19 protein-coding genes are annotated in these 22,008 nt (G+C 72.7%); 6 read left to right on the forward strand and 13 right to left on the reverse strand.

Annotation, left to right across the window (positions count from 1 at the left end; genetic code table 11):
- Window positions 1-79 precede the first annotated feature (79 nt).
- Window positions 80-1,207 carry a glycoside hydrolase family 5 protein gene (locus ACY34K_RS23630; RefSeq protein ID WP_462750338.1) on the reverse strand — a complete coding sequence of 376 codons (1,128 nt, stop codon included), beginning with the start codon at window positions 1,205-1,207 and terminating at the stop codon, window positions 80-82.
- 223 nt (window positions 1,208-1,430) lie between these two features.
- On the opposite strand from ACY34K_RS23630, the gene ACY34K_RS23635 reads away from it, so the two are divergent.
- From ACY34K_RS23635 to ACY34K_RS23645, 3 genes are all read left to right on the forward strand, one after another.
- The gene (locus ACY34K_RS23635; protein ID WP_462750340.1) at window positions 1,431-2,588 is read left to right on the forward strand and encodes an ABC transporter ATP-binding protein; all 1,158 of its coding nucleotides are present in this window, start codon (window positions 1,431-1,433) and stop codon (window positions 2,586-2,588) included.
- A gap of 76 nt (window positions 2,589-2,664) precedes the next feature.
- Window positions 2,665-3,162 carry a GNAT family N-acetyltransferase gene (locus ACY34K_RS23640; RefSeq protein WP_462750342.1) on the forward strand — a complete coding sequence of 166 codons (498 nt, stop codon included), beginning with the start codon at window positions 2,665-2,667 and terminating at the stop codon, window positions 3,160-3,162.
- On the forward strand, window positions 3,159-3,605 hold the full coding sequence (locus ACY34K_RS23645; RefSeq protein WP_462750344.1) for a protein-tyrosine phosphatase family protein: 447 nt from the start codon (window positions 3,159-3,161) through the stop codon (window positions 3,603-3,605). Before ACY34K_RS23640 ends, ACY34K_RS23645 begins: the two co-directional genes overlap by 4 nt.
- Here the strand turns inward: ACY34K_RS23645 and ACY34K_RS23650 are convergent.
- From ACY34K_RS23650 to ACY34K_RS23670, 5 genes are all read right to left on the reverse strand, one after another.
- Window positions 3,566-4,513, reverse strand: coding sequence for an ABC transporter substrate-binding protein (locus ACY34K_RS23650; RefSeq protein WP_462750346.1), 948 nt, complete (start codon window positions 4,511-4,513; stop codon window positions 3,566-3,568). The genes ACY34K_RS23645 and ACY34K_RS23650 overlap by 40 nt on opposite strands.
- Window positions 4,510-5,181, reverse strand: coding sequence for an ABC transporter permease (locus tag ACY34K_RS23655; RefSeq protein ID WP_462750348.1), 672 nt, complete (start codon window positions 5,179-5,181; stop codon window positions 4,510-4,512). The genes ACY34K_RS23650 and ACY34K_RS23655 overlap by 4 nt, the downstream gene beginning before the upstream one ends.
- On the reverse strand, window positions 5,178-5,852 hold the full coding sequence (locus ACY34K_RS23660; protein ID WP_462750350.1) for an ABC transporter permease: 675 nt from the start codon (window positions 5,850-5,852) through the stop codon (window positions 5,178-5,180). The genes ACY34K_RS23655 and ACY34K_RS23660 overlap by 4 nt, the downstream gene beginning before the upstream one ends.
- Window positions 5,853-6,168: 316 nt before the next feature.
- Window positions 6,169-6,855, reverse strand: coding sequence for a hypothetical protein (locus tag ACY34K_RS23665; RefSeq protein ID WP_462750352.1), 687 nt, complete (start codon window positions 6,853-6,855; stop codon window positions 6,169-6,171).
- Between the two features lie 208 nt (window positions 6,856-7,063).
- On the reverse strand, window positions 7,064-7,888 hold the full coding sequence (locus tag ACY34K_RS23670; protein ID WP_462750354.1) for a class E sortase: 825 nt from the start codon (window positions 7,886-7,888) through the stop codon (window positions 7,064-7,066).
- A 205-nt stretch (window positions 7,889-8,093) separates the two neighbouring features.
- Between ACY34K_RS23670 and ACY34K_RS23675 the strand changes: the two genes are divergently transcribed.
- Together ACY34K_RS23675 and ACY34K_RS23680 are read left to right on the forward strand one after the other, a co-directional pair.
- Window positions 8,094-11,333, forward strand: coding sequence for an amidohydrolase family protein (locus tag ACY34K_RS23675; protein ID WP_462750356.1), 3,240 nt, complete (start codon window positions 8,094-8,096; stop codon window positions 11,331-11,333).
- A 172-nt stretch (window positions 11,334-11,505) separates the two neighbouring features.
- Window positions 11,506-11,991 carry a DUF6875 domain-containing protein gene (locus ACY34K_RS23680; RefSeq protein WP_462750358.1) on the forward strand — a complete coding sequence of 162 codons (486 nt, stop codon included), beginning with the start codon at window positions 11,506-11,508 and terminating at the stop codon, window positions 11,989-11,991.
- Here ACY34K_RS23680 and ACY34K_RS23685 read toward each other — a convergent pair.
- Both ACY34K_RS23685 and ACY34K_RS23690 read right to left on the reverse strand, forming a co-directional pair.
- On the reverse strand, window positions 11,979-12,365 hold the full coding sequence (locus ACY34K_RS23685) for a VOC family protein (RefSeq protein WP_462750360.1): 387 nt from the start codon (window positions 12,363-12,365) through the stop codon (window positions 11,979-11,981). The two genes, ACY34K_RS23680 and ACY34K_RS23685, sit on opposite strands and share 13 nt — an antisense overlap.
- Before the next feature lie 93 nt (window positions 12,366-12,458).
- The gene (locus tag ACY34K_RS23690; protein ID WP_462750362.1) at window positions 12,459-12,956 is read right to left on the reverse strand and encodes a peptidylprolyl isomerase; all 498 of its coding nucleotides are present in this window, start codon (window positions 12,954-12,956) and stop codon (window positions 12,459-12,461) included.
- Window positions 12,957-13,308: 352 nt separating this feature from the next.
- Between ACY34K_RS23690 and ACY34K_RS23695 the strand changes: the two genes are divergently transcribed.
- Window positions 13,309-14,778, forward strand: a complete 1,470-nt coding sequence (locus ACY34K_RS23695) for a short-chain fatty acyl-CoA regulator family protein (RefSeq protein ID WP_462750364.1) — start codon at window positions 13,309-13,311, stop codon at window positions 14,776-14,778.
- Between the two features lie 6 nt (window positions 14,779-14,784).
- On the opposite strand, the gene meaB is transcribed toward ACY34K_RS23695, so the two are convergent.
- The 5 genes from meaB to ACY34K_RS23720 all read right to left on the reverse strand — a co-directional run bounded on the left by meaB (window position 14,785) and on the right by ACY34K_RS23720 (window position 21,967).
- A complete protein-coding gene (gene meaB, locus ACY34K_RS23700) occupies window positions 14,785-15,768 on the reverse strand; it encodes a methylmalonyl Co-A mutase-associated GTPase MeaB (RefSeq protein WP_462750366.1) in 984 nt (327 codons plus the stop codon).
- Window positions 15,769-15,774: 6 nt separating this feature from the next.
- Window positions 15,775-17,979, reverse strand: a complete 2,205-nt coding sequence (gene scpA, locus ACY34K_RS23705; protein WP_462750490.1) for a methylmalonyl-CoA mutase — start codon at window positions 17,977-17,979, stop codon at window positions 15,775-15,777.
- A complete protein-coding gene (locus ACY34K_RS23710; protein ID WP_462750368.1) occupies window positions 17,979-19,838 on the reverse strand; it encodes a methylmalonyl-CoA mutase family protein in 1,860 nt (619 codons plus the stop codon). Before ACY34K_RS23710 ends, scpA begins: the two co-directional genes overlap by 1 nt.
- 114 nt (window positions 19,839-19,952) lie before the next feature.
- Entirely contained in the window at window positions 19,953-21,182 is a 1,230-nt protein-coding gene (locus ACY34K_RS23715) for a sugar ABC transporter permease (RefSeq protein ID WP_462750370.1), read from the reverse strand.
- Window positions 21,179-21,967 (reverse strand): ATP-binding cassette domain-containing protein, encoded by a 789-nt coding sequence (locus ACY34K_RS23720; protein ID WP_462750372.1) that lies wholly within the window; start codon window positions 21,965-21,967, stop codon window positions 21,179-21,181. Before ACY34K_RS23720 ends, ACY34K_RS23715 begins: the two co-directional genes overlap by 4 nt.
- Window positions 21,968-22,008: the final 41 nt, after the last annotated feature.

Consider the following 22,008-nt stretch of genomic DNA (forward strand, 5'->3'; position numbering starts at 1 on the left):
TCCTGTCCGATGGTCGGTGGCGCCCCCGCCCGCACAGTGGACCACACGGGGCGGGGGCGCGACGGGAGCGGGGCGCCGGTCAGTCGCCGGTGAAGCGGTCCGGGGTGCGGATCCGGTCACGGATCCAGACCCCGGCGGGCTTCAGCGATGCGGTCCCGGTCCAGGGGCCGCCCGCCGCGCAGGTACCGCTCCTGAAGACGGCTCCGGTGCGGTCGTCGTCGGAGAAGTTCCAGTTGACCCAGCTGATTTTCCTGCTCGCCATGAGGTCCAGGTAGCGCTGGGACATGGCGAAGTCGTTGCTGCCTTCGCCGGCGTAGTTCTGGGTGCCGAACTCGGTGACGAACACGGGCAGTCGGCCGGCCGCCCTGGAGAGCGTGTTCAGGTACTCCTCGCGGTGCGATGAGGCGTAGAAGTGGAAGGTGTACATGATGTTGGAGGCGTTCACGGGGTTGTTGACGACCTCCTTCTCGTCGGAGCCCTCCGAGACACCGAACGAGGACCACCCGCGGGTGCCGACGAGGACCGGGGTGTCGGGGTCATGGGCGCGGATCACCGGGATGAGTTCCTCGGCGTAGCTCTTGATCCGGGTCCAGCCGACGCCGCTGGGTTCGTTGGCGATCTCGTAGAGCAGGTTGTTCTTGCCGTGGTGGCGCCGGGCGATCTCCGTGAAGAAGGTCTTGGCGCGGCTCAGGTTGTGGTGCGGGTCGCCGGGGCTGAGCATGTGCCAGTCGACGATGGCGTACAGGCCGCGCGCGGTGGCCTGTACGATGACGGAGTGGACGAGGTCGGTGTACTTGCGGGGGTCGGTCTCGTATCCGCCCTCCTGGATGTACATCGAGATGCGCAGGACGTCGGCGTTCCAGTCGGTGGCCAGGGCGTTCAGTGAGCCGCTGGTGAGGCACTGGCTGTACCACTGCAGGCCGTGCGTGGACATGCCGCGCAGTTGGACGGGCGTGCCGTACTGGTTGCAGAGCTTGGTGCCGCAGACCCTGAGGTGCCCGTTTCTGCTCACGGGGGTCGTGCGGCGGGGGGCGGCGGAGGGGTCCACCCGCCGATTGTGCCCGGAACCGTCTGCCGCGGCGGTGGCGGTGGCCGGGGTTACGGGGGCGGCAGGTGCGGCGGGTGCCGTGGTGATCCCGAGGAGCAGAGCGGCGGCGAGTGCGCCCGCGCCGAGGAGGGGACGTAGTCGGATCCGTGCCGGTCTCATGGGGCCTCCAATGCCATTGACGGCGGGCCGTGGGTGGGGGGAGAGACTGGAAGGAAACTTTCCTTACAGAGGGATAGCAGCGCTCCTTCGACGCCCGCAAGGCTCCTGACAACGTTTCGATCCGGGCGGCACCGGAACGAGCACCGCGGCGGCGGCCGCCACCCCGACTCGTCCGGTCCAGGTCCGTGTGCGGCAGGGCCGGGCCGCTCCTAGCGTGGAGGCCATGATCAGGTTCGAGCGGGTCAGCAAGGTCTTCCCGGACGGCACGACCGCCGTCGACGACCTCTCGTTCGAAGCCTCCGAGGGTGAACTGGTCACCCTGGTCGGGCCGTCCGGCTGCGGCAAGACGACCACGATGATGATGGTCAACCGGCTGATCGAGCCCACCTCCGGCCGGATCCTCGTCGGCGGCGAGGACATCTCCCGGGTCGACCCGGTCCGCTTGCGCCGCCGCATCGGATACGTCGTCCAGCAGGGCGGCCTCTTCCCGCACCGCACCGTCCTCGACAACGCCGCCACCGTCCCGGCGCTGATCGGCTGGACGAGGGCCAGGGCCCGTGCGCGGGCGGCCGAGCTCCTCGACCTGGTCGGACTCGATCCCGCTGTGTACGGCGGGCGGTACCCGGCGCAGCTCTCCGGTGGGCAGCGTCAACGCGTCGGGGTCGCGCGGGCGCTGGCCGCCGACCCTCCGGTGCTGCTCATGGACGAGCCGTTCGGCGCGGTCGACCCGGTGGTCCGCGAACGGTTGCAGAACGAGTTCCTGAACCTCCAGGCGACGGTCCGCAAGACGGTGCTGATGGTCACCCACGACATCGAGGAAGCCGTGCGCATGGGCGACCGCATCGCGGTGTACGGGCGGGGACGCATCGAGCAGTACGACTCCCCGGCCGCCGTGCTGGGCACGCCGGCCACCCCGTACGTGGCCGCCTTCGTCGGCGCGGACCGGGGCCTGAGACGGCTGTCGGTCACCGCGATCGAGCCGCACGACCTGGAGCGGCCGCCGGTCGCCCGGACGGACGAACCGGCCCCGGCCGCGGCCGCCCGGATGCGGGACGAGGGCGCCCGCTGGGCGGTCGTCCTGGACGGCGCGGGAGAACTGCACGGCTGGGTCGCGGCCGGCGCCCTCGCGGGCGCCCGCGGCACGGTGGCCGACCACGCCCGGCGCATGGGGGCCCGGGTACCGGTGGGGGCACCACTGAAGCGGGCGTTGGGCGAAATGCTCCAGCACGACGCGGGCTGGGTGGCGGTCCTGGACGGCGCCGCGTTCCTCGGCGTCCTCACCCCCGCGAAGCTCCATGAGGCACTGCGCCGCTCGGTGGACGCGGACGCCCGGGGCGTGGGGCGCGACGAGGTCGCCTTCGACTCGGTCGCGAACGCCTGAGCCCGCCACTGGCCCCACGCGCTCCGCTTCCGAATTCCGTGGTCCGACTCGATCACGTATACGTATGCTGCCGTTCATGGTGATGCTGGAGCGACTGCGGGCGGATCACGCGCCGGCCCTGCTGGCCTTCGAACGGGAGAACCGCGCGTTCTTCACCCACACCGTGCCCGACCGCGGGGACGCCTATTTCGCGGAGTTCGCCGCCCGGCACGAGGCGCTGCTCGCCGAGCAGGACAGCGGGCTGTGCCACTTCCACCTCGTCGTGGACGAGCGGGGGGAACTGCTCGGCCGTGTCAATCTCGTGGACGTCACCGACGGCGCGGCCGAACTCGGTTACCGCGTCGGCGAGCGCGCCACCGGCCGGGGCGTCGCGACGGCGGCGGTCGCCGAGGTGTGCCGCCTGGCCGGCGCGGTGTACCGGCTCACCGCGCTCACGGCGGTCACCACCCTCGACAACCCGGCGTCCATGGCCGTGCTCACCCGCAACGGCTTCGGGGCCGTGGAGGACATCAGGATCGACGGACGGCCCGGCGTCCGGTACACCCGACCGCTGGGGGAGGGCGGGCAGGCATGACGGACACGTGGCGGACGACGGACCCCGGGGTCCTGCGCCTTCCCTCCGGGCGTGTCGTCCGGGGACGCGGCCTGCGCAGGCCTCTCCCCGCCGGCCCGGTCCCGGACTTCGCGGTCTATCTGCTCGGAAAGCGGCCGCCGGAGGTCGCGTGGGAGTCGCGCTGGCTGCGCTGGCCGGACTTCCGGCTGCCGAGCAGTCACACGCAGGCCCGGGAACTGCTCACCGAGGCATGGACCCGCGCCGCCACGGAACGCGTCGAGGTGGCGTGCGGCGGCGGTCGGGGCCGCACGGGGACGGCCCTCGCGTGCATCGCCGTGCTCGACGGCGTCCCGGCGGACCGGGCGGTGGAGTACGTCCGCCGGAACTACGACCACCGGGCCGTCGAAACGCCCTGGCAGCGTCGCTACGTACGGCGCTTCAGCAGCTCCTTCGAGACCAGGTAGTTCCTGGCGACGTCCTCGGGCAGCCGCCGCCAGTCGTCCACCTGTTCGTTCAGGGCGGCCAGGTCTCGGGTGGTCAGCACCTTGTTGAGGCGGTCGAGGGCGCGGACGACACCGGCTCCGCCGGCGCGCCGGCGGTTGACGACGGGCACGATGTGGTCGGCGTTCTGCAGGTGTCGGTCGTCGGCGAGGAGGACCAGGCCGAACTCGTCGAGCGTGCCGTCGGTGGTGGTCGTCAGGACCATCTGGTCCTGGCCGCCGCGGACGGCCTGCTTCGCCTGGGTGGTGCCGACGCCCTTGGGGTCGACGGCGGTGATGTCGATGCCGTAGGTCTTGCGCAGTCCGGGCGCGCAGTACGGGCGCCGCACGCACTCGTCGCCCGCCGCGAGGCGCACCGGCAGTCCGGCGGCCCCGAGATCGCTGAGACTGCGCAGCCGGTGTTCGCGGGCGTAGGCCCGGGTCACGGCGAAGGCGTTCTGGTCGACGGCCCCGCCGGGGTCGAGGACGGTGAGCCCGCGGGGCCGTGCGAGGGCCCGCAGGGCGGTCATGGTGGCGCCGGCGTCCGGTGAACCGGCGGTCGGGGCGCCGGGCCCGTGCTCCTTGGCGTTCAGCCAGTCCGCGAACGTGGCGGCGTACTCGGGCACCACGTCGATCTGGCCGTTCTCCAGGGCGGGTTCGTAGATCTCGCGGTTGGTGACGGACAGGACGCGGGTGCGGTAGCCGTCCTGCTCCAGGAGCAGCGCGTACATCCGGGCGAGCAGCTCGCTCTCGGTGAAGCCCGCCGAGCCGATGGTCAGGTACCGGCTGTCGCCGGGCGGGGCGGTGAGCTCGCCCCGGGTCTCCAGGGAGGGCCCGGTGGCACAGGCGGTGAGCAGCAGCAGGGCGGCGGGCAGGACGGCTCGCGCGGTCATGCCGCGGCCTTCGAGCCGCCCGGGGCGAGCCGCTGCACCGTCGCGAACACGCCGTCGACCACCAGCGCCAGCGCGGCGACGAGGAACGCTCCCGCGACGACCTGGGGCGTCGAGGCGAGGTTGAAGCCGGCCGTGATGATCCGTCCGAGTCCCCCGCCACCGGCGAGCGCGGCGATGGTGGCGGTGGCGACGAGCTGGACGGCGGCGATGCGGACGCCGGTGAGGATCAGCGGCAGGGCGAGCGGGATCTCCACCCGCACCAGCATCTGGGACCCGGTCATTCCCATGCCCCGGGCGGCCCGTACGACGTCGCGGTCGACTCCGCGCATTCCGGTGTACGCGTTGGTGAGCAGCGGGGGCACGGCGAACAGGACGAGGGCCACGACGGTGGGCCAGTCCCCGTAGGGGCCGATCGGGCTGAGCAGCAGCAGGACGAGGACGGCGAAGGTGGGGACGGCGCGCCCGGCGTTGGAGATGTTGCCCGCGAGTGCGCCGCCCTTGCCCAGGTGGCCCAGGACGAGCGCGACGGGCAGGGCGAGCGCGCAGCTCAGGGCGAGGCACACGACGGTGAGGTGGAGGTGCTCGGCGAGACGGTGGCCGATGCCGTTGTCGCCGGACCAGTGGCCGGCGGTGGTCAGCCAGCCCCAGGCGTCCACGAGGGTGTTCACGCGGATCGCTCCCAGGGGGTGAGCAGGCGCTGGACGAGCAGCAGCACCAGGTCGGCGGCGAGCGCGATGACCACGCACAGGACGGAGGCGGTGAGGACCTGCGCCTTGAAGTAGGTGTTCATCCCGGCATGGATGAGGTTGCCCAGTCCGCCGAACCCGACGACCGAACCGATGGTGACGAGGGAGACGGCCGAGACGGTGGCGATCCGCAGTCCCGCCATGGTGGCGGGCAGCGCGAGCGGCAGCTCGACGGCGAGCAGCAGCCGGACGGGCCCGTATCCCATGCCGCGCGCGGCCTGCCGGGTCTCCTCGGGCACGGCGCGCAGCCCGGCGAGGATGTTGCGCACGAGGAGCGTGAGGGAGTAGAGGACGAGGCCGGCGATGACGAGCCACGCGGACAGTCCGTACACCGGGAGCAGCAGCGAGAACATCGCGAGCGACGGGATCGCGTAGAGCACGGTCGTCACGGCGAGGACCGGCGCGGCGGCGGCCCGCAGGCGGCGGGCGGCGACGGCCAGCGGGACGGCGAGGACGAGTCCGACGAGGACCGAGGTGAGGGACAGCTGGAGATGCTGGACGACGGCGTCGCGGAGGAGATCGCGCCGGGTCGTCAGATAGGCGCCGCAGATCCATTCGTTGCGCGCGAGGCAGTCGTCGGGAGGTGCGATCACATGCCCATTGCAGCCCGGGCCGGCCGGGACCGCCCCTCCTGCTCGGCTGTCCGGGGACACGCCGGCCGGCGTGTCCCCGGCGCGCGCCGGTGCGAGTCAGGCGTGGAACGGACTACGGACCAGGACGTGTCTCGGAAGTCCCGTCCGGCCGGGAACGCCTGGCACGCTCGCGGCGTTGTCGGTCGTCGGCGCGGCCCGCTGCGCCCTCTCCCCCTGCGCCTGGCGGCGCGGGAGGTACCCCCACCCTCCGCCTTGCGAACGCACGCACCAGACGCCCCCAGCCTCCGGGCGGACGACGCCACTTTCGCAACACGCCCTAGGCGTAGAACGGCCCCGGGTGGCTCCACGCCGAGTTGCCGAAGACGTTGGCGTCGTCGATCGTGACCTTCACGTTGGTGACCTTGAGCCCGTACTGGGTCGCGGTGGTGCCCGCCGGGCAGTCGAACGTCACCGGCGGGAAGTTGACGAAGAAGTGGGGTCCGAAGTCCCCCTCGGCGGTGCCCCGGTAGCGATTCAGGACGTAGTTGCTGTCCGGCTCGTAGTACGTCGCGGACATCGGCGCCTGCTCTGTGCGGACGGCGAACCTGGTGGCCGGGTCGAAGGTGCCGTCGGGACGCACGCAGCCGAAGGTGCGCGCGGTGTCGGCGTAGGCACGGAAGTAGCCGCCGGTGCTGCTGAGGCCGGCGAGGTAGCCGGGCTGGTTGCGTACGTTGTGCAGGGTGACCGAGAGCTTGAACCCGCCGCAGCCCGCGGTGGGGTCGTAGTCGTGGTAGATCAGCCGGCACTTGCGGTCGCCGAAGTGGGCGTCCGGATCCGGGTTGTAGGGCTGGGGCACCTTGGCCCCGTAGAACTTCAGGCTCGCCGAGACGCCTCCGGCGGTGGGTGCCGGGACCTCGACGGTGGTCGAGGCGTGGGCGGCGCCCGGGCCGAGCAGGACGAGGACGAGCCCGGCGAGTAACGCGGCGGCCGTCCGGCGCGCTGCGGGCGTGCGTGTGTTCCCCATGCGGATTTCCCCCCTGTGCACACGGTGCACATGTACATGTGTGTGACGAGGGAACGCTAACGCCCGGCCGGGCGTGCCGGGCGGCGAACACCCCGGCCCTCACAAACGGAACGACCGCGCGGGCCGCCGGGGGCCAGGGCGTGCTTCGAAAGTGGCGTCGTCCGCCCGGAGGGTGGGGCCCCGGCCGGACGGGACTTCCGAAACACGCCTAGGAGGCGCTCGGGGCGCCGGCGGCGGGCTTCGAGGAGACCAGGACACCGACCTTGTCGATGCGGTGCTCGGGGTTGCCGCGGTCGTCGCGCCAGAAGTTGCCGGCGGCGTTGTCCTCGGGCGTCGCGCAGGTGGAGAGCGTGATCATCGCCTCGGTGGGCTTCTTCCCGGGCTCGCCGGGGACGGCGGCCCGCTGTTCGGCCAGGGAGCGCTCCGAGCGGAAGGAGGTCTCGCGGGTCTCGGTGATCCGGTACTCGTGCACCGTGCCGCCCGCCGTGACGAACACACGATCGCCCACGTCCAGGGACGGGAGGTCGCGCAGCGGCCCGCCGGCGGAGAGCCGGTGCGCGGTGACCAGGTAGTTGCCGACCTCGCCGGGGCCGACGCCGCCCTCGTCGCCGTAGGGGCTCGCGGCGAAGCCCTTGTTCTGGATGCGCGTACCGGGCCAGTCGTCGGTGGTGCCCTCGTACGGCACGACACGCAGATCCTTCAGGCCGATCTCGGGGATGGTGAGCTCGGCGGGCCGGGTGCGCGTCTCGCTCTTGCCCGGCGGGGGCTCGGGGGACGGCTCCGCGGGGCTGCCGGCGGGCACGGAGGCCGTGGCGGCGGCGCCCGGGGACGGGACGGTCGAGGCCGTGACGCCCGGGGACGGTGCGGCCGGGGGAACAGCGGGCGCGGTGGTCGCCGCCTTCGCGGAGGAGACCGCGACGGGGGCCGCCGCGGGCCTGTCGTCGCCGCTCGCCGCGTCGGCCCCGGAGCAGCCGACCAGCGCGACGACGACGGCGCCGGCGAGAGCGGCGGGGACGGTTCGGTGACTGAACATGGCGTTCCAGGTCGATGGCCAGGCGGTCGCACCGTGCGGGGGACGGCACCTGTCGGACAAAACGACGGTAGTCGAGCAGATGTTCCTCCAACAGGGTTCCCGCACGTGAGGTGGGCCATCAATCGGGGGCGTGGTGGTGCACGGAGTGCGACAGCGGAGATACTCCTGGTGGCCATGCGGACCGCGGGAAACCCGGGAGGAATCGTTGGACACCGGACCGATCGGCGCGGCGGAGGCACTGTCCCGCCGGGGATTCCTCGCGGGAGCCGGGGCGGCGGCGGGGACCGTCGTGCTCCCGCCGCCGGCCGAGGCCGCCGCCGGCGCGGGGCGCCGGGCCGTCGCGCTGAGCTTCACCGCCGCCACCAACGGCTCCGCCGATCTGGCGCCCGGCGGGGAGCGGCTGATCGCGGAGATCCAGCACGTCCTGTGGTCGGTCCCCCGCCGGGGCGGCACGGCCGTCCCGCTGACCCCCGCCGATCTGGAACCGACCCGGCCGGTGTTCTCCCCCGACGGCTCCCTGGTCGCGTTCTGCGCCTTCCGGGACGGCGGTTTCCACCTGTGGACCATGCGGCCGGACGGCTCGGAGCTGCGCCGGCGCACCGAGGGGCCGTGGGACGACCGCGGTCCGGCCTGGTCCCCCGACGGCACCCGGCTCGCCTTCGCGTCCGAGCGCGGTGGCGACCCGGTGACCGGCGCTCCGTACCGCGTCTGGGTGCTCGACCTGCGGACCGGGGCGCTGCGCCGGGTGAGCGGAGTACCCGGGCAGGACGGGCCGTCGCAGGACGGCCCCTGGGAGGACTTCGACCCGACGTGGTCGCCCGACGGCGCGCGGATCCTGTTCGTCCGGGCGAAGGTCCTCACCACCCCTTCGGGCCAGGTTCTGGAGGCCCGCACCGTGGTGGCCGCGCCCGCCGACGGGGCGGGCCCCGTGAGTGTCGTGCACACCGGGACGGCGGCGGCCCAGGTGATGGTCCCGGCCCTGTCGAGGGACGGCGGACGGCTCGCGTATCTGCGCACTACTCCGTCGCCCCGGGGCTCGTGCACCCTGGTGGTGGACGGCAGCCCGGTGGCGGTCCCCGGGGACGTCGCGCCCGTGCCGCCGCGCTGGACGGCCGGCGGAGAACTGCTCCTGACGGTCGACGGCCGGTTCACCCTCGTGCGCCCCGACGAGCCCCGGGCCGTGGAGACGATCCCGTTCACCGCGGCACTCCCCGTCGACCGGCCGCGCTACCGGACCAAGCGGTACGACTTCGAGGGCGACCGGGTGCGCCCGGTGCGCGGAATCCATCTCCCGGCGTTGTCGCCCGACGGCCGGCGGATCGCCTTCGCCGCGCTCAACTCTCTCTGGCTGGCCGGGACGGCGGGCGGGCGGCCCCCGCGCCGGCTGGTGCGGGCCGCCGCCACGCGCTATGTGCTCGGGCCGGTCTGGGCGCGCGACGGACGGTCGCTGGTCTACTGCGACGACCGGGACGGCCTGCCGGGGGTCTACCGGCACGACCTCGGTTCCGGTGAGGAGACGGCGCTCGCCACGGGTGGGCGCGTGCATCCGGCACTCTCCCCCGACGGCGCCCGGCTCGCCTGCCTGGACCTGACCGGACACCTGATCGTGCGGGAGCTGTCCACGGGCGCGGAACGTGTGCTGGCCGAACCCCTGGGCGGTGGCGGCTTGCCCGGCCGGCCGAGCTGGTCCCCGGACGGCCGGTTCATCGCGCTGTGCGACCGCAACCGGCTGAACCGGCGATTCCGGGAGGGTTACAACCTCGTCCGGGTCGTGGAAGCCGCCACCGGGGCCGCCCGGCTCCACGCCGTCGCGCCGCACGCCTCCCTGTCGGACCGCTACGACTCGGGTCCGGTCTGGTCGCCGGACGGCCGGCTGCTGGCGGTGATCGTCGAGTCCGCGCTGTGCCTGCTGCCCGTGGCGCCGGACGGCCGGCCGCTGGGCGAACCGCGCCGGCTCACCGACGAACCCGCCGACCACCCGTCCTGGTCGGGCGACTCCCGGACTCTGCTGTACCTGTCGGGGAGCAGGCTGCGGCTGATCGGCGCCGACGGCGGCGAACCGCGCACGGTGCGCGTGCCGCTGGACCACCGGCGGCCCGCGCCCGCCGACACGGTCGTGCACGCCGGCCGGTTCTGGGACGGCACGGGCGGCGACCGGTCGGTCCGCGAGGACGTCGACGTGGTGGTACGCGGTGGGCGTGTCGCGGCGGTGGAGCCGCACCGGCCGCGGCGCGCCCGGCCGGCGCTGCGGCGCGTGGACGCCGAGCGGAGCACGGTGCTGCCCGGCCTGTGGGACGCGCACACCCACCCCTGGCAGAGCACCTACGGCGGCCGCCAGACCGCCTCCCAGCTGGTGTACGGGATCACGACGGCGGTCTCGCTGGGCGGGTTCGCCCATGAGCAGGCCCGGGTCCGAGAGGCCGTGACCGCCGGGGAGCTGGCCGGGCCACGCCTGCTGACCTGCGGCGAACTGCTGGACGGCGCCCGGGTGGCGTACAGCATGGGCCGGGCCCACCGCACACCGGAGGGCCTGCGGCGTTCGCTGGAGCGGGGTGCCGCCCTCGACTGGGACGTCGTCAAGACCTATGTGCGGGCACCGGCCTGGGTGATGGAGGAAGCGGCTCGGTTCGCCCACGAGCGGCTCGGTGTCCGTACCGGCAGCCACTTCTGCTCCCCCGGCCTGCAGACGGGACAGGACCTGACCAGTCATCTGCAGGCGACGCAGCGGGCCGAGTTCGGTCATGCGACGACCATGTCCGGGCGGACCTACCAGGACGTGGAGGAGATCTATGCCGCCCGCGGTGTGGGCTTCACCCTGATCGCCACTCCCTTCAACGCGATCGGTCTGGTGGGCGCCGATCCGGAACTGGCACGCGACCCGCGCGTCACCGCCGTCATGGCTCCGTGGGACGCCGCGCTGATCCGGGAGCTGGCCGCGGAGCCGCCGAGCGCGGCACAACTGGCCGCCCTGCGGGTCGAGACCGGGTTCTACCGGCGCGTGCTGGCCGCGGGCGGGCTGGTGGCCCTCGGCACCGACGCGCCGATCGTCCCCGTGGGCCTGGCCCTGCACATGAATCTGCGGGCCCTGCACCGGCTGGGCGGACTGTCCCCCGCCGAGGCGCTGCGGACCGTGACGCTGCTTCCCGCGCGGGCCTTCGCCGCCGACCGTGACCTGGGCAGCCTGGAGGTGGGCAAGGTGGCCGATGTGACGGTGGTCGACGGCGATCCGTTCACGGACTTCGACTCGCTGGTCCGGACGGTCGCGGTGCTCCGGGGCGGAGTGCCCTACGAACAGGCCGCGCTCGTCGAGGCGTTCCCCCCGGCTCCGGCGTCCGCCGGAGCCCGGCTGCGGGACTCCCCGGCCCCGGACTGGCTGTCGGTCGGGCAGCATCTGCGGCACGACGGCTGCTGCGGGGCCGACCTGTTCGGCGAGAGGCACGCGTAGCCATTCAGGCTCCCGTGAGCGGGTGAATCGCATGCCCGGCCGGCCGGGGCTGACCTGCGTCTCCGTGCCATCCGGCGGCTCCTTCCGGGCATCTGTTCCGGTGGCCGCCCGGCGGCACTGACCGTAAGTGTGGTACTCCGCAGTACCGGCCCGACGGATGAGGAGACATCCCGTGATCCTGAGCGACGGGGCGCCGGCCCGCGGCGGTCCGCGGGCCGTGGTGTGGCCGGGCAGGCCGACCGGGCCGGAACAGCTGGTCGAGCTCATGAGGGCGTACCGCAGGCGGTTCTTCCGCCGGGCCGGGACTTCGCCGGCCACCGGCCGGCACCGGGCCCTGCTGGTCGCCCTCCCCGCGCTGTCGCGGCGGGACGTGTCCTGGGCGGTCGAGGGTGTGCGGCGGGCGCTCAAGACGGAGTTCGCCGAACAGGGGTTGATGATCGACGAGTTCCCCGACGGGCGGTCGGTCGTACCGGGGCTGCGGAACCGGTCCACCGGGCCGCTCCGCGGTTCCGTGCCGTTGCTCGCCATCCGCCGCATGGTCCCCTCGGACCTGCCGTTCCTGCGTGACGACCCGCGTCACCTGGCGGCGTACCGGGCCCGCTTCGGCATGGCGTCCCGCGCTCCGGCCGGAGGACCGGCGCACGGTCAGGGGCGGTAGCGCAGGGGGTGGTCCGCCGGCACTTCGACGACGGCGATGCGTACGCCGTCCGGGTCGGCGACCCACATCTCGATCAGCCCCCACGGCTCCTGTCGCGGGGGCCGCAGGATCTCCGCTCCGCGCTCCAGCAGTTCCTCGTGTGCCGCCCGGACGTCGGCCACCTGTACCCACAGGCGAAGACCGCGCGGGGGTGGGCCGGCGGAGCGGCCCGACACTTCGAGGAACCCGCCACCGAGGAAGTAGACCGTCCCGCGGTCGGGTCCGGTGCCGAACTCGCGGTAGACGGCGAGGCCGAGCACGTCGCCGTAGAAGTCGCGGGTCCGCTCCGGGTCGGTCGGGCACAACAGGATCCTGCTCGACAGGACATGCACCATGCCTCCGAGCGTACGCGGGCGGGTGCGGGGGCCGAAGGAGACATGACGCTCCTTCGGCCCCTCAGCCGCGTGGCGCGGCGGGCACGCCGGGGATCAGCCCTCGACGACGCCCGACTCGGCGATGGAGATCTTGGCGGACGTCTTGCCCGAGCGCGAGCCGAGGGACTCGATCTTCTTGACCAGGTCCTGACCCTCGACGACCTCGCCGAAGACGACGTGCTTGCCGTCCAGCCAGTCGGTGACGATGGTCGTGATGAAGAACTGGGAACCGTTGGTGTTCTTGCCGGCGTTCGCCATGGAGAGCAGGAACGGGCGGTCGTGCTTCAGCTCGAAGTTCTCGTCGGCGAACTTCTCGCCGTAGATGCTCTTGCCGCCGGTGCCGTCACCACGGGTGAAGTCGCCGCCCTGCAGCATGAACTGCGGGATGACACGGTGGAACGAGGAGCCGGCGTAGCCGAAGCCGTGCTGGCCGGTGGCCAGCTCACGGAAGTTCTGGGCCGTCTTGGGGACGACGTCGTCGAACAGCTTGAAGACGATCCGGCCCTCGGGCTTGTCGTTGATGGTGATGTCGAAGAACACGTTGTTGCTCATGGGGTACATCCTGTCACTTCGGCATCGTGGTGCCGCACAGGAGGGTGGGCATCGCCCGGCCGTGTGTCCCATGCCACGCCGTCCCGGCCCCGGCCCGCCCCGGCCGGGGGCACGGACCCCTCGACTCGTCCGCCGCACCCTGGCCGGCCTCCGCCGGTTGTGAACCGTGCCAAGGGCGGGTCGCACCCGTTTTCGCTCCTCGGAGTACCCCGCCGGGCAGGACGAATGCCAAGTTCTGCGAATCCTTCCTCCGGATTTTGCCAATTCGGCGAAGGTTGTTTCGCGGGGTTGGGCGCTTAGACTCACGGTGTCGGGGGGTGTCCGGAAGGTCGGAGCGGGGGCGGGAGCCGCGGTGGGCAAGACGTACGCGGGAGCGCGGTTGCGGCGGCTGCGCGAGGAGCGGCGGCTCAGCCAGGCGGAGTTGGCCCGGCTACTGGCCATCTCGCCCAGCTATCTCAACCAGATGGAGCACGATTCACGCCCGCTGACCGTCCCCGTGCTGCTGCGGCTGACCGAGGCGTTCGGCGTGGACGCCGGGTTCTTCTCCGAGCGGGACACCACCCGGGTGCTGGCGGATCTGCGCGAGGCGCTCGCCGACGAGGTCGCCTCGGCGCGGATCTCCCCCACCGATCTGTCGGAGCTCGCCTCGCGCCTGCCGGCCGTCGCGGCGGTCCTGCTCGACATGGGGCGGCGCAACCAGGCGCTGACGGAGCGGCTGGCCCAGGCCGCGGAAGGGCGTGCGGGCAGCGCCGACCCGGCCGCGCCGCGTCCTCCGCACGAGGAGATACGGGAGTTCTTCTACCGGCGCCAGAACTATCTGCACGCCACGGACGTGGCGGCCGAGTCGCTCGCCGGCGAGGTCGGGGTGCGGCCCGGCGGGGTGCTGCCCGCGCTCGCCGCGCGGCTCGGCGAACGGCACGGCGTACGACTGGCGGCGGGCTCCTGGCCCTCGCACCGCTCCGGCGGGCAGGGCGATCCGGGCCGGCTGCACCACTACGACCCGGAGCGCCGGACGCTCCATCTGTCCTCCCGGCTGCGCCCGGGTCAGCAGGCGTTCCGGATGGCCACGCAACTGGCCCTGCTCGAATACGGCGGCGAGCTGTCCGCGCTCGCGTCGGAGGACTTCGAGGAGGGCTCCGTCACCTGGTCGCTGGCCCGGATCGGCATCGCCAACTACTTCGCGGCCGCGCTGATCCTGCCCTACACGGCCTTCCACACGGCGGCCGAGGAGATGCGGTACGACATCGAGCGGCTCACCGACCGGTTCGGGCTCGGGTACGAGACGGTGTGCCACCGGCTGAGCACCCTGCAGCGGCCGCGGCTGCGCGGGGTTCCGTTCTCCTTCGTACGGGTCGACCGGGCGGGCAACATGTCCAAGCGGCAGTCCGCCACCGGCTTCCACTTCTCCCGCGCGGGCGGCACCTGCCCGCTGTGGAACGTGTACGAGGCGTTCGCCGCGCCGGGGCGCATCCATGTGCAGATCGCCGCCATGCCGGACGGCCGGCGCTATCTGTGGACGGCGCGCACCGTCACCCGGCACCGGGGCGGCTGGGGCGAGCCGGGCAAGATCTTCGCGATCGGGCTGGGCTGCGAGATCCGGCACGCCTCCCGGCTCGTCTACGCCGACGGGCTGGACCTCGGCAACGCCGGCGCCGCGGTCCCGATCGGCATGGGCTGCCGGGTGTGCGAGCGGCTCGACTGCCCGCAGCGGGCCGTGCCGCCGCTGGGCCGCCCGCTGGCCGTCGACGAGAACAGCAGCACCTTCGTGCCGTACCCGGTCGCCGACCAGGAGGTGCCGCCGAGGACACCCCCTGGGGCGTGACGCGTGTCAGCGCTCCTCGGCGAACGCCTCCAGGATCCGCTCTGCGGCCAGGGTCGCGGTGAGCGCGCCGTCCCGGACCCGCTGTTCCAGGGCGGGTGCGAGGGAGCGGACCGAGGGGTGGGTGCGCAGCCGGCCGAGCAGTTCGTCGTGGACCATCGACCAGGCCCACTCGACCTGCTGGTCGCGGCGTTTGGCGGCCAGCCGGCCGCCCGCGTCGAGCACACCGCGGTGCGCCTCCAGCCGCTCCCAGACGACGTCGAGACCGGTGGATTCGCGAGCGCTGCAGCTGAGGACCGGCGGGGTCCAGGCGGCGTCGGCGGGGTGCATCAGGCGGAGTGCGCCGGCGAGCTCGCGGGCGGCGGCGCGGGCGTCCCGCTCGTGCGGGCCGTCGGCCTTGTTGACGGCGATGACGTCGGCCAGTTCCAGGACGCCTTTCTTGATGCCCTGGAGCTGGTCGCCGGTGCGCGCGAGGGTGAGCAGCAGGAAGGAGTCGACCATGCCGGCGACCGCGGTCTCGGACTGGCCGACGCCGACGGTCTCCACCAGCACCACGTCGTAGCCGGCCGCCTCCATGACCACCATGGACTCGCGGGTGGCCTTGGCGACGCCGCCGAGCGTCCCGGCGCTGGGCGACGGCCGCACGAAGGCGGCCGGGTCCACGGCCAGCCGCTCCATCCTGGTCTTGTCACCGAGGATGGAGCCGCCGGTGCGGGTGGACGACGGGTCCACGGCAAGCACGGCCACCCGGTGGCCGAGGCCGGTGAGCAGCGTGCCGAAGGCGTCGATGAAGGTCGACTTGCCCACGCCCGGGACACCGCTGATGCCGATCCGGCGGGCGTTGCCGGTGTGCGGCAGAAGCTCCGTCAGCAGACGCTGCGCCAGGGCGCGGTGATCGGGGCGGGTGGACTCGACGAGCGTGATCGCCCGGGCGACGAACGCCCGCTTCCCGTCGAGTACCCCCTTGATGTAGCTGTCGAGGTCGATGGGCATACGCGGCTACAGCTCGTCGTGGCCCAGTGCCGCGCCGAGCCGCGTCACCAGGTCGTACGCCGCGTCGGGGATGACCGTGCCGGGCGGGAAGACCGCCGCCGCGCCCATGTCCAGGAGGGTCGGCACGTCCTGCGGCGGGATCACACCGCCGACGACGATCATGATGTCCTCCCGGCCCTCGGCGGCCAGCTCCTCACGGAGTGCCGGTACGAGGGTGAGGTGCCCGGCGGCCAGGGAGGACACGCCGACGATGTGGACGTCCGCCTCGACCGCCTGGCGGGCCACCTCGGCCGGCGTCTGGAACAAGGGGCCGACGTCGACGTCGAAGCCCAGGTCGGCGAAGGCGGTGGCGATCACCTTCTGGCCGCGGTCGTGCCCGTCCTGGCCCATCTTGGCGACCAGGATGCGCGGGCGGCGGCCCTCCGCCTCCTCGAAGCGGTCGACCAGGGAGCGGGTGCGTTCCACGGAAGGGGACTCTCCTGCCTCGTTGCGGTAGACACCGGCGATGGTACGGATCTGTCCGGCGTGCCGCCCGTACACCTTCTCCAGGGCGTCGGAGATCTCACCGACGGTGGCCTTGGCCCGGGCGGCGTTCACCGCGAGCGCGAGCAGGTTGCCGTCCAGGCCGGGGCCCGGGCCGCGCCCGGCGGCCTCGGTCAGCGCCCGCAGCGCGTCCTGCGTCGCGGTCTCGTCGCGCTCCTCGCGCAGTCTGCGCAGCTTGGCGATCTGCTGGGCGCGCACGGAGGAGTTGTCGACCTTGAGGACGTCGATCTGCTCGTCGTTCTCGACCCGGTACTTGTTGACGCCGATGACCGGCTGGCGGCCGGAGTCGATCCGGGCCTGGGTGCGGGCGGCGGCCTCCTCGACGCGCAGCTTGGGGATGCCCGCGTCGATGGCCTGCGCCATGCCGCCGGCCGCCTCGACCTCCTGGATGTGCTGCCAGGCGCGGCGGGCCAGGTCGTAGGTGAGGCGCTCGACGTAGGCGCTGCCGCCCCACGGGTCGATGACCCGGCAGGTGCCCGACTCCTGCTGGAGGACCAGCTGGGTGTTGCGGGCGATGCGGGCGGAGAAGTCGGTCGGCAGGGCGAGCGCCTCGTCGAGGGCGTTGGTGTGCAGCGACTGGGTGTGGCCCTGGGTCGCGGCCATCGCCTCGACGCAGGTGCGTGTGACGTTGTTGAAGACGTCCTGCGCGGTGAGGGACCACCCGGAGGTCTGTGAATGGGTCCGCAGTGACAGGGACTTGGCGTTCTTCGGGTCGAACTGCTTGACCAGCTTGGCCCACAGCAGCCGGGCCGCGCGCATCTTGGCGATCTCCATGAAGAAGTTCATGCCGATCGCCCAGAAGAAGGAGAGGCGGGGCGCGAAGGCGTCCACGTCGAGGCCCGCGTCCCGGCCGGCCCGCAGGTACTCCACGCCGTCGGCGAGGGTGTAGGCGAGCTCCAGGTCGGCCGTCGCGCCGGCTTCCTGGATGTGGTAGCCGGAGATGGAGATGGAGTTGTAGCGCGGCATCTTCTGCGAGGTGTACGCGAAGATGTCGGAGATGATCCGCATCGAGGGCTTCGGCGGATAGATGTAGGTGTTGCGGACCATGAACTCCTTGAGGATGTCGTTCTGGATGGTCCCCGCGAGCTTCTCGGGCGGTACGCCCTGCTCCTCGGCCGCCACGATGTAGAGGGCGAGCACGGGCAGGACGGCGCCGTTCATGGTCATCGACACGGTCATCCGGTCCAGCGGGATGCCGTCGAAGAGCTGACGCATGTCGTAGATGGAGTCGATCGCGACGCCGGCCATGCCGACGTCGCCGGTGACGCGCGGGTGGTCGCTGTCGTAACCGCGGTGCGTGGGCAGGTCGAAGGCGACGGACAGGCCCTTCTGGCCGGCGGCGAGGTTGCGCCGGTAGAAGGCGTTGGACTCCTCGGCGGTGGAGAAACCCGCGTACTGCCGGATCGTCCACGGCTGGTTGACGTACATCGTCGGGTAGGGCCCGCGCAGATAGGGCGCGACGCCGGGGTAGGTGCCCAGGAAGTCCAGGCCCTCCAGGTCGCTGCCGGTGTAGAGCGGCTTGACGCCGATGCCCTCGGGGGTCTCCCAGAGCAGGTCGTCGGCGCTGCTGCCGGTGGCTTCCTTGACGGCGGCCCGCCACTGCTCCTCCGTGGCCTCGGCGGGCACGCCGGAGTCCAGGGGGACCTGCGAGAAGTCGGGAATCTGCATCACGCCGCCACTCCCATGCGGTCGAGAACGGAGGACAGGACGGCGACCGCGTCGCAGCCCGCGAAGACGTACTCGTCGACGCCGGGGTGGTCGGCGGGCCTGCCCGCGAGGAACACCCGCTCGGCGCCCGCCTCCCTGAGGGCCGCGGCGACCTCGGCGGCCTGCTCCTCGTACAGGGCGTCGCTGGAGCACAGGCAGGCGACGGTCGCGCCACTGGCCCGGAAGGCTTCGGCGGCCGCGTCGGCGGGGCTCCGGTCCCCGGCGGGAAGGGGCTCGTTCACCGGTTCGACGCCGCCCGCCTGGAACAGGTTGGAGGCGAAGGCGAGCCGGGCGGTGTGGGCGGAGGCCGGGCCGAGTGCGGCGAGGAAGACGCGGGGCCGGGCACCGGTGGCGGCCAGATGGGCGTCGGACCGTGTGCGCAGTTCCTCGTACGCCTCGTCCCGGCGCACCCGCGGCAGGCCCCCGCCCCGGGGGGCGCTGTCCCACGGTTCGCGCTCGACGGGCTTCTCGGCGAGGTGGGGGAACTCGCTGACGCCGGTGACGGGTTCGCGGCGCTTGGCGAGGTGCTTCCTGCGCGCCTGCCAGGTGGCCGCGACGCGGTCACCGACCAGGCCGGAGCGCAACGCCGTCTCCTGGCCGCCGGCGGCCTCGAGTTCCTGGAAGAACGCCCAGGCGGCATCGGCGAGTTCGTGCGTCAGCCGCTCCACGTACCAGGAGCCGCCCGCCGGGTCGGCGACCCGGCCGAGGTGCGACTCCTCCAGCAGGATGGAGGAGGTGTTGCGGGCGATGCGGCGGGCGAAGGCGTCCGGCCGGCCGATCTCCTGGTCGAAGGGCAGGACCGTCACGGCGTCGGCGCCGCCGACGCCCGCGCCGAGGGTGGCGATCGTCGTGCGCAGCATGTTCACGTACGGGTCGCGCCGGGTCATCATCACCGGCGAGGTGACGGCGTGCTGGCGCTGGCCGCCCGCGTCGGGGGCCCCGCAGGCTTCGGTGACCCGGGCCCACAGGCGGCGGGCGGCGCGGAGCTTGGCGATGGTGAGGAACTGGTCGGCGGTGGCCGAGTAGCGGAACTCCAGTTGACGGCAGGCCGCTTCGACGGGCAGGCCGGCCGCGGTCAGCAGGCGCAGGTAGGCGACGCCGGTGGCCAGGGAGCAGCCGAGCTCCTGCGCGGCGGAAGCGCCGGCCTCGTGGTAGGGCAGGGCGTCGACGGTGAGGGCGCGCAGCCCCGGGTACTCCTCGTGGCAGCGCCGGGCCAGGGCCATGGCGTCGTCCACGCCCGCCGGGTCCTCGCCGGTGCGGGCGGTGTGGCCGAGCGGGTCCGCACCCAGGTTGCCGCGGGCCGCATCGCGGGCCACGCCCCGCTCGTCGTACAGCCGGAGCAACCGGGCGGCGGCGGAGGCGGTTTCGGGGCCGGCGTCGAGCACGACGGGCGCCAGGTCGAGGTAGACCTTGTCCAGGGCCCGGGCCAGGCCGGTGACGGGCACTCCGGCGCCGCCGACGGTCAGCCACAGCGAGGTGACGCCGTTCTCCAGGTCGGCGAGGACCGCCTCGTTGGCGCGCTCGGGGTCCGGGTGCTCGTGCCGCTGCCGTACGTCCCAGCCGCCGACCGGCCTGCCGCCCCGTACGAACGGGGCGAAGCCGGGGTATCCGGCGGCGGGGGCGGTGTCCCGCGCGGTGTAGAGGGGGTGGGCGACGAGCCCGTCTTCGAGCGGGGTCGCCAGCGCCTCCTCGGCCGCCGCGCCGGACACGTCCTTGCCGGATTTGCGCAGCACACCGGCCACGAGGCGCTGCCACTCCTCGTGGGTCGCGTCCGGGAATTCGGCGGCCAGCGGAAGGCCGTCTTGGGGCAGAACCGTCATGCTCGGATGCTAGGCCAGGCGTACGGATGAGCAGCAGAGGGGACGGCTGTGACCTTGCCCTCTCTGGGAGGATCACCGGCCCGTACGAGAGCGGGCATGTCCGGACGCATCCGTTCAGACGCGACCGTGTGCCTTCTGGGCGCGCCGCGAGAGGGAGTCGATGACGACGGCCACCAGGAGCACCCCTCCAGTGATCATGAACTGGACGGCCCCCTGGATACCCAGCAGGGCGACGCCGGAGGCGATCGACTGGATGACGAGGACACCGAGCAGCGCGGACCAGACCGTGCCGCGGCCGCCGAACAGGCTGGTGCCGCCGATGACCGCCGCGGCGATGGCCTCCATGAGCAGGTTCCCGGAGCCGGACGCCTGGCTGGCGGAGGTGACGCGGGAGGCGAGGAAGAGACCGCCGACCGCCGCCATGGTGCCGGACACCATGAACACCGAGATGCGGACCCGGGTGACGTCGAGGCCGGCCCGCCGGGCGGCCTCGACACCACCGCCGAGCGCGAAGATCATCCTGCCGTAGGTGGTGCGGCGGAGGACGTAGTCGAGCGCGACGAGGACGACGATGAAGAGGAGCAGGGCGAGGGGCATGCCCTGGAATTGGTTCAGCACGAACGCCGCGGCGAAGGCGATCACGCCCAGCGCGGCCGTACGCGCGGTCATCTCGGCCGGCGTCCGCGACGGCACGCCCGCATTCCTGCGGCGGCGCATGTCCTGCCAGGAGGCGAGGAAGTAGCCGGCGGTGCCGAGCGCCGCGACCCCGTAGGCGACGGCGACGTCATTGAAGTAATAGCCGGTCAACTGGGCGACCAGGCCCTCTCCGTCGAGATTGATCGTGCCGCTGGAGCCGAGGACGTAGAGCATCAGGCCGTTCCAGCCGAGCAGGCCGGCCAGGGTGACGACGAACGAGGGCACGCCGACTCCCGCGAAGAAGAACCCGTGCAGGGCGCCGGTGGCCGTGCCCACGGCGACGGCCATCAGCACGGCTGTCCCCTCCCCCATGCCCTGCTGGACGTTGAGCACGGCGAACACGGCGGCGGCAAGTCCGCTCACCGAGCCGACCGACAGATCGATCTCGCCCAGGAGCAGCACGAAGACGATACCGACCGCCATGAGTCCGGTGCCGACGATGTCGACGCTGAGATTGGACAGGTTGCGCGGCGACAGGAAGTTCTCGTTGAGGGCGGCGAAGATGATCCAGATCGACACGAGGCTGAGCAGGACGGGCAGGGAGCCGAGTTCGCCGCTGCGGAGCCGGTCCTCGACGGCCTCGGCAAGGCGGCCGGGCCGCGGCCATCCGCCCGCGGGTCGTGACCCGGACGGCTTGGTCGTGGTCACAGATCCGCCTCCCACTCCCGGGACGCACGGCGGGTCACGGCATTGTCCGTGGCCCCGGTGATGGAGGAGATGATCTGCTCGTGGGAGGTGGTCGTCACGTCGAAGAACCCGTTGTTCCGGCCGAGCCGCAGTACGGCGATCCAGTCGGCGACGGCCTTGACGTCGCCCATGTTGTGGCTGATGAGGAGGACCCCGAGGCCTCTCTCGCGCAACTTGTCCACCATGTCCAGCACTTGGGCGGTCTGCTCGATGCCGAGCGCGGCGGTGGGTTCGTCGAGGAGGACGAGTTTCGGTTCGCCGAGGACCGAGCGGGAGATGGCGACGGTCTGCCGCTGCCCGCCGGACAGTGAGGCCACGGGGACCCGGACACTGGGCATGCGGATGGCGAAGGTTTCGAGCAGTCCGAGGGTGCGGCGCTCCATCTCCACCTCGTCCAGGATGCCGATCCTGTTGATCTCACGGCCGAGGAAGAGGTTGCCGACGACGTCGAGGTTGTCGCAGAGCGCCAGGTCCTGGTAGACGGTCGCGATGCCGAGGTTCTGGGCGTCGTGGGGGCGCCCGATGTGGACGGGCCGGCCCTCCCACTCGATCACGCCGCGGTCCGCGGGGTCCACCCCCGCGATCACCTTGACCAGAGTGGACTTGCCGGCGCCGTTGTCCCCCACCAGGGCGACGACCTCACCGGCACGGATCTCCAGTTCGATGTCCGCGAGCGCCTGTACGGCGCCGAACCGTTTGGACACTCCCCGTAGCGCCAGCAGGGGTGGTGCTGACGTGTGGACCATCTGCTCCTCCTTCGCCGCGGACGGCGGACGAACGTGACTGA

It is taken from the genome of Streptomyces sp. STAM6, from assembly GCF_054963715.1.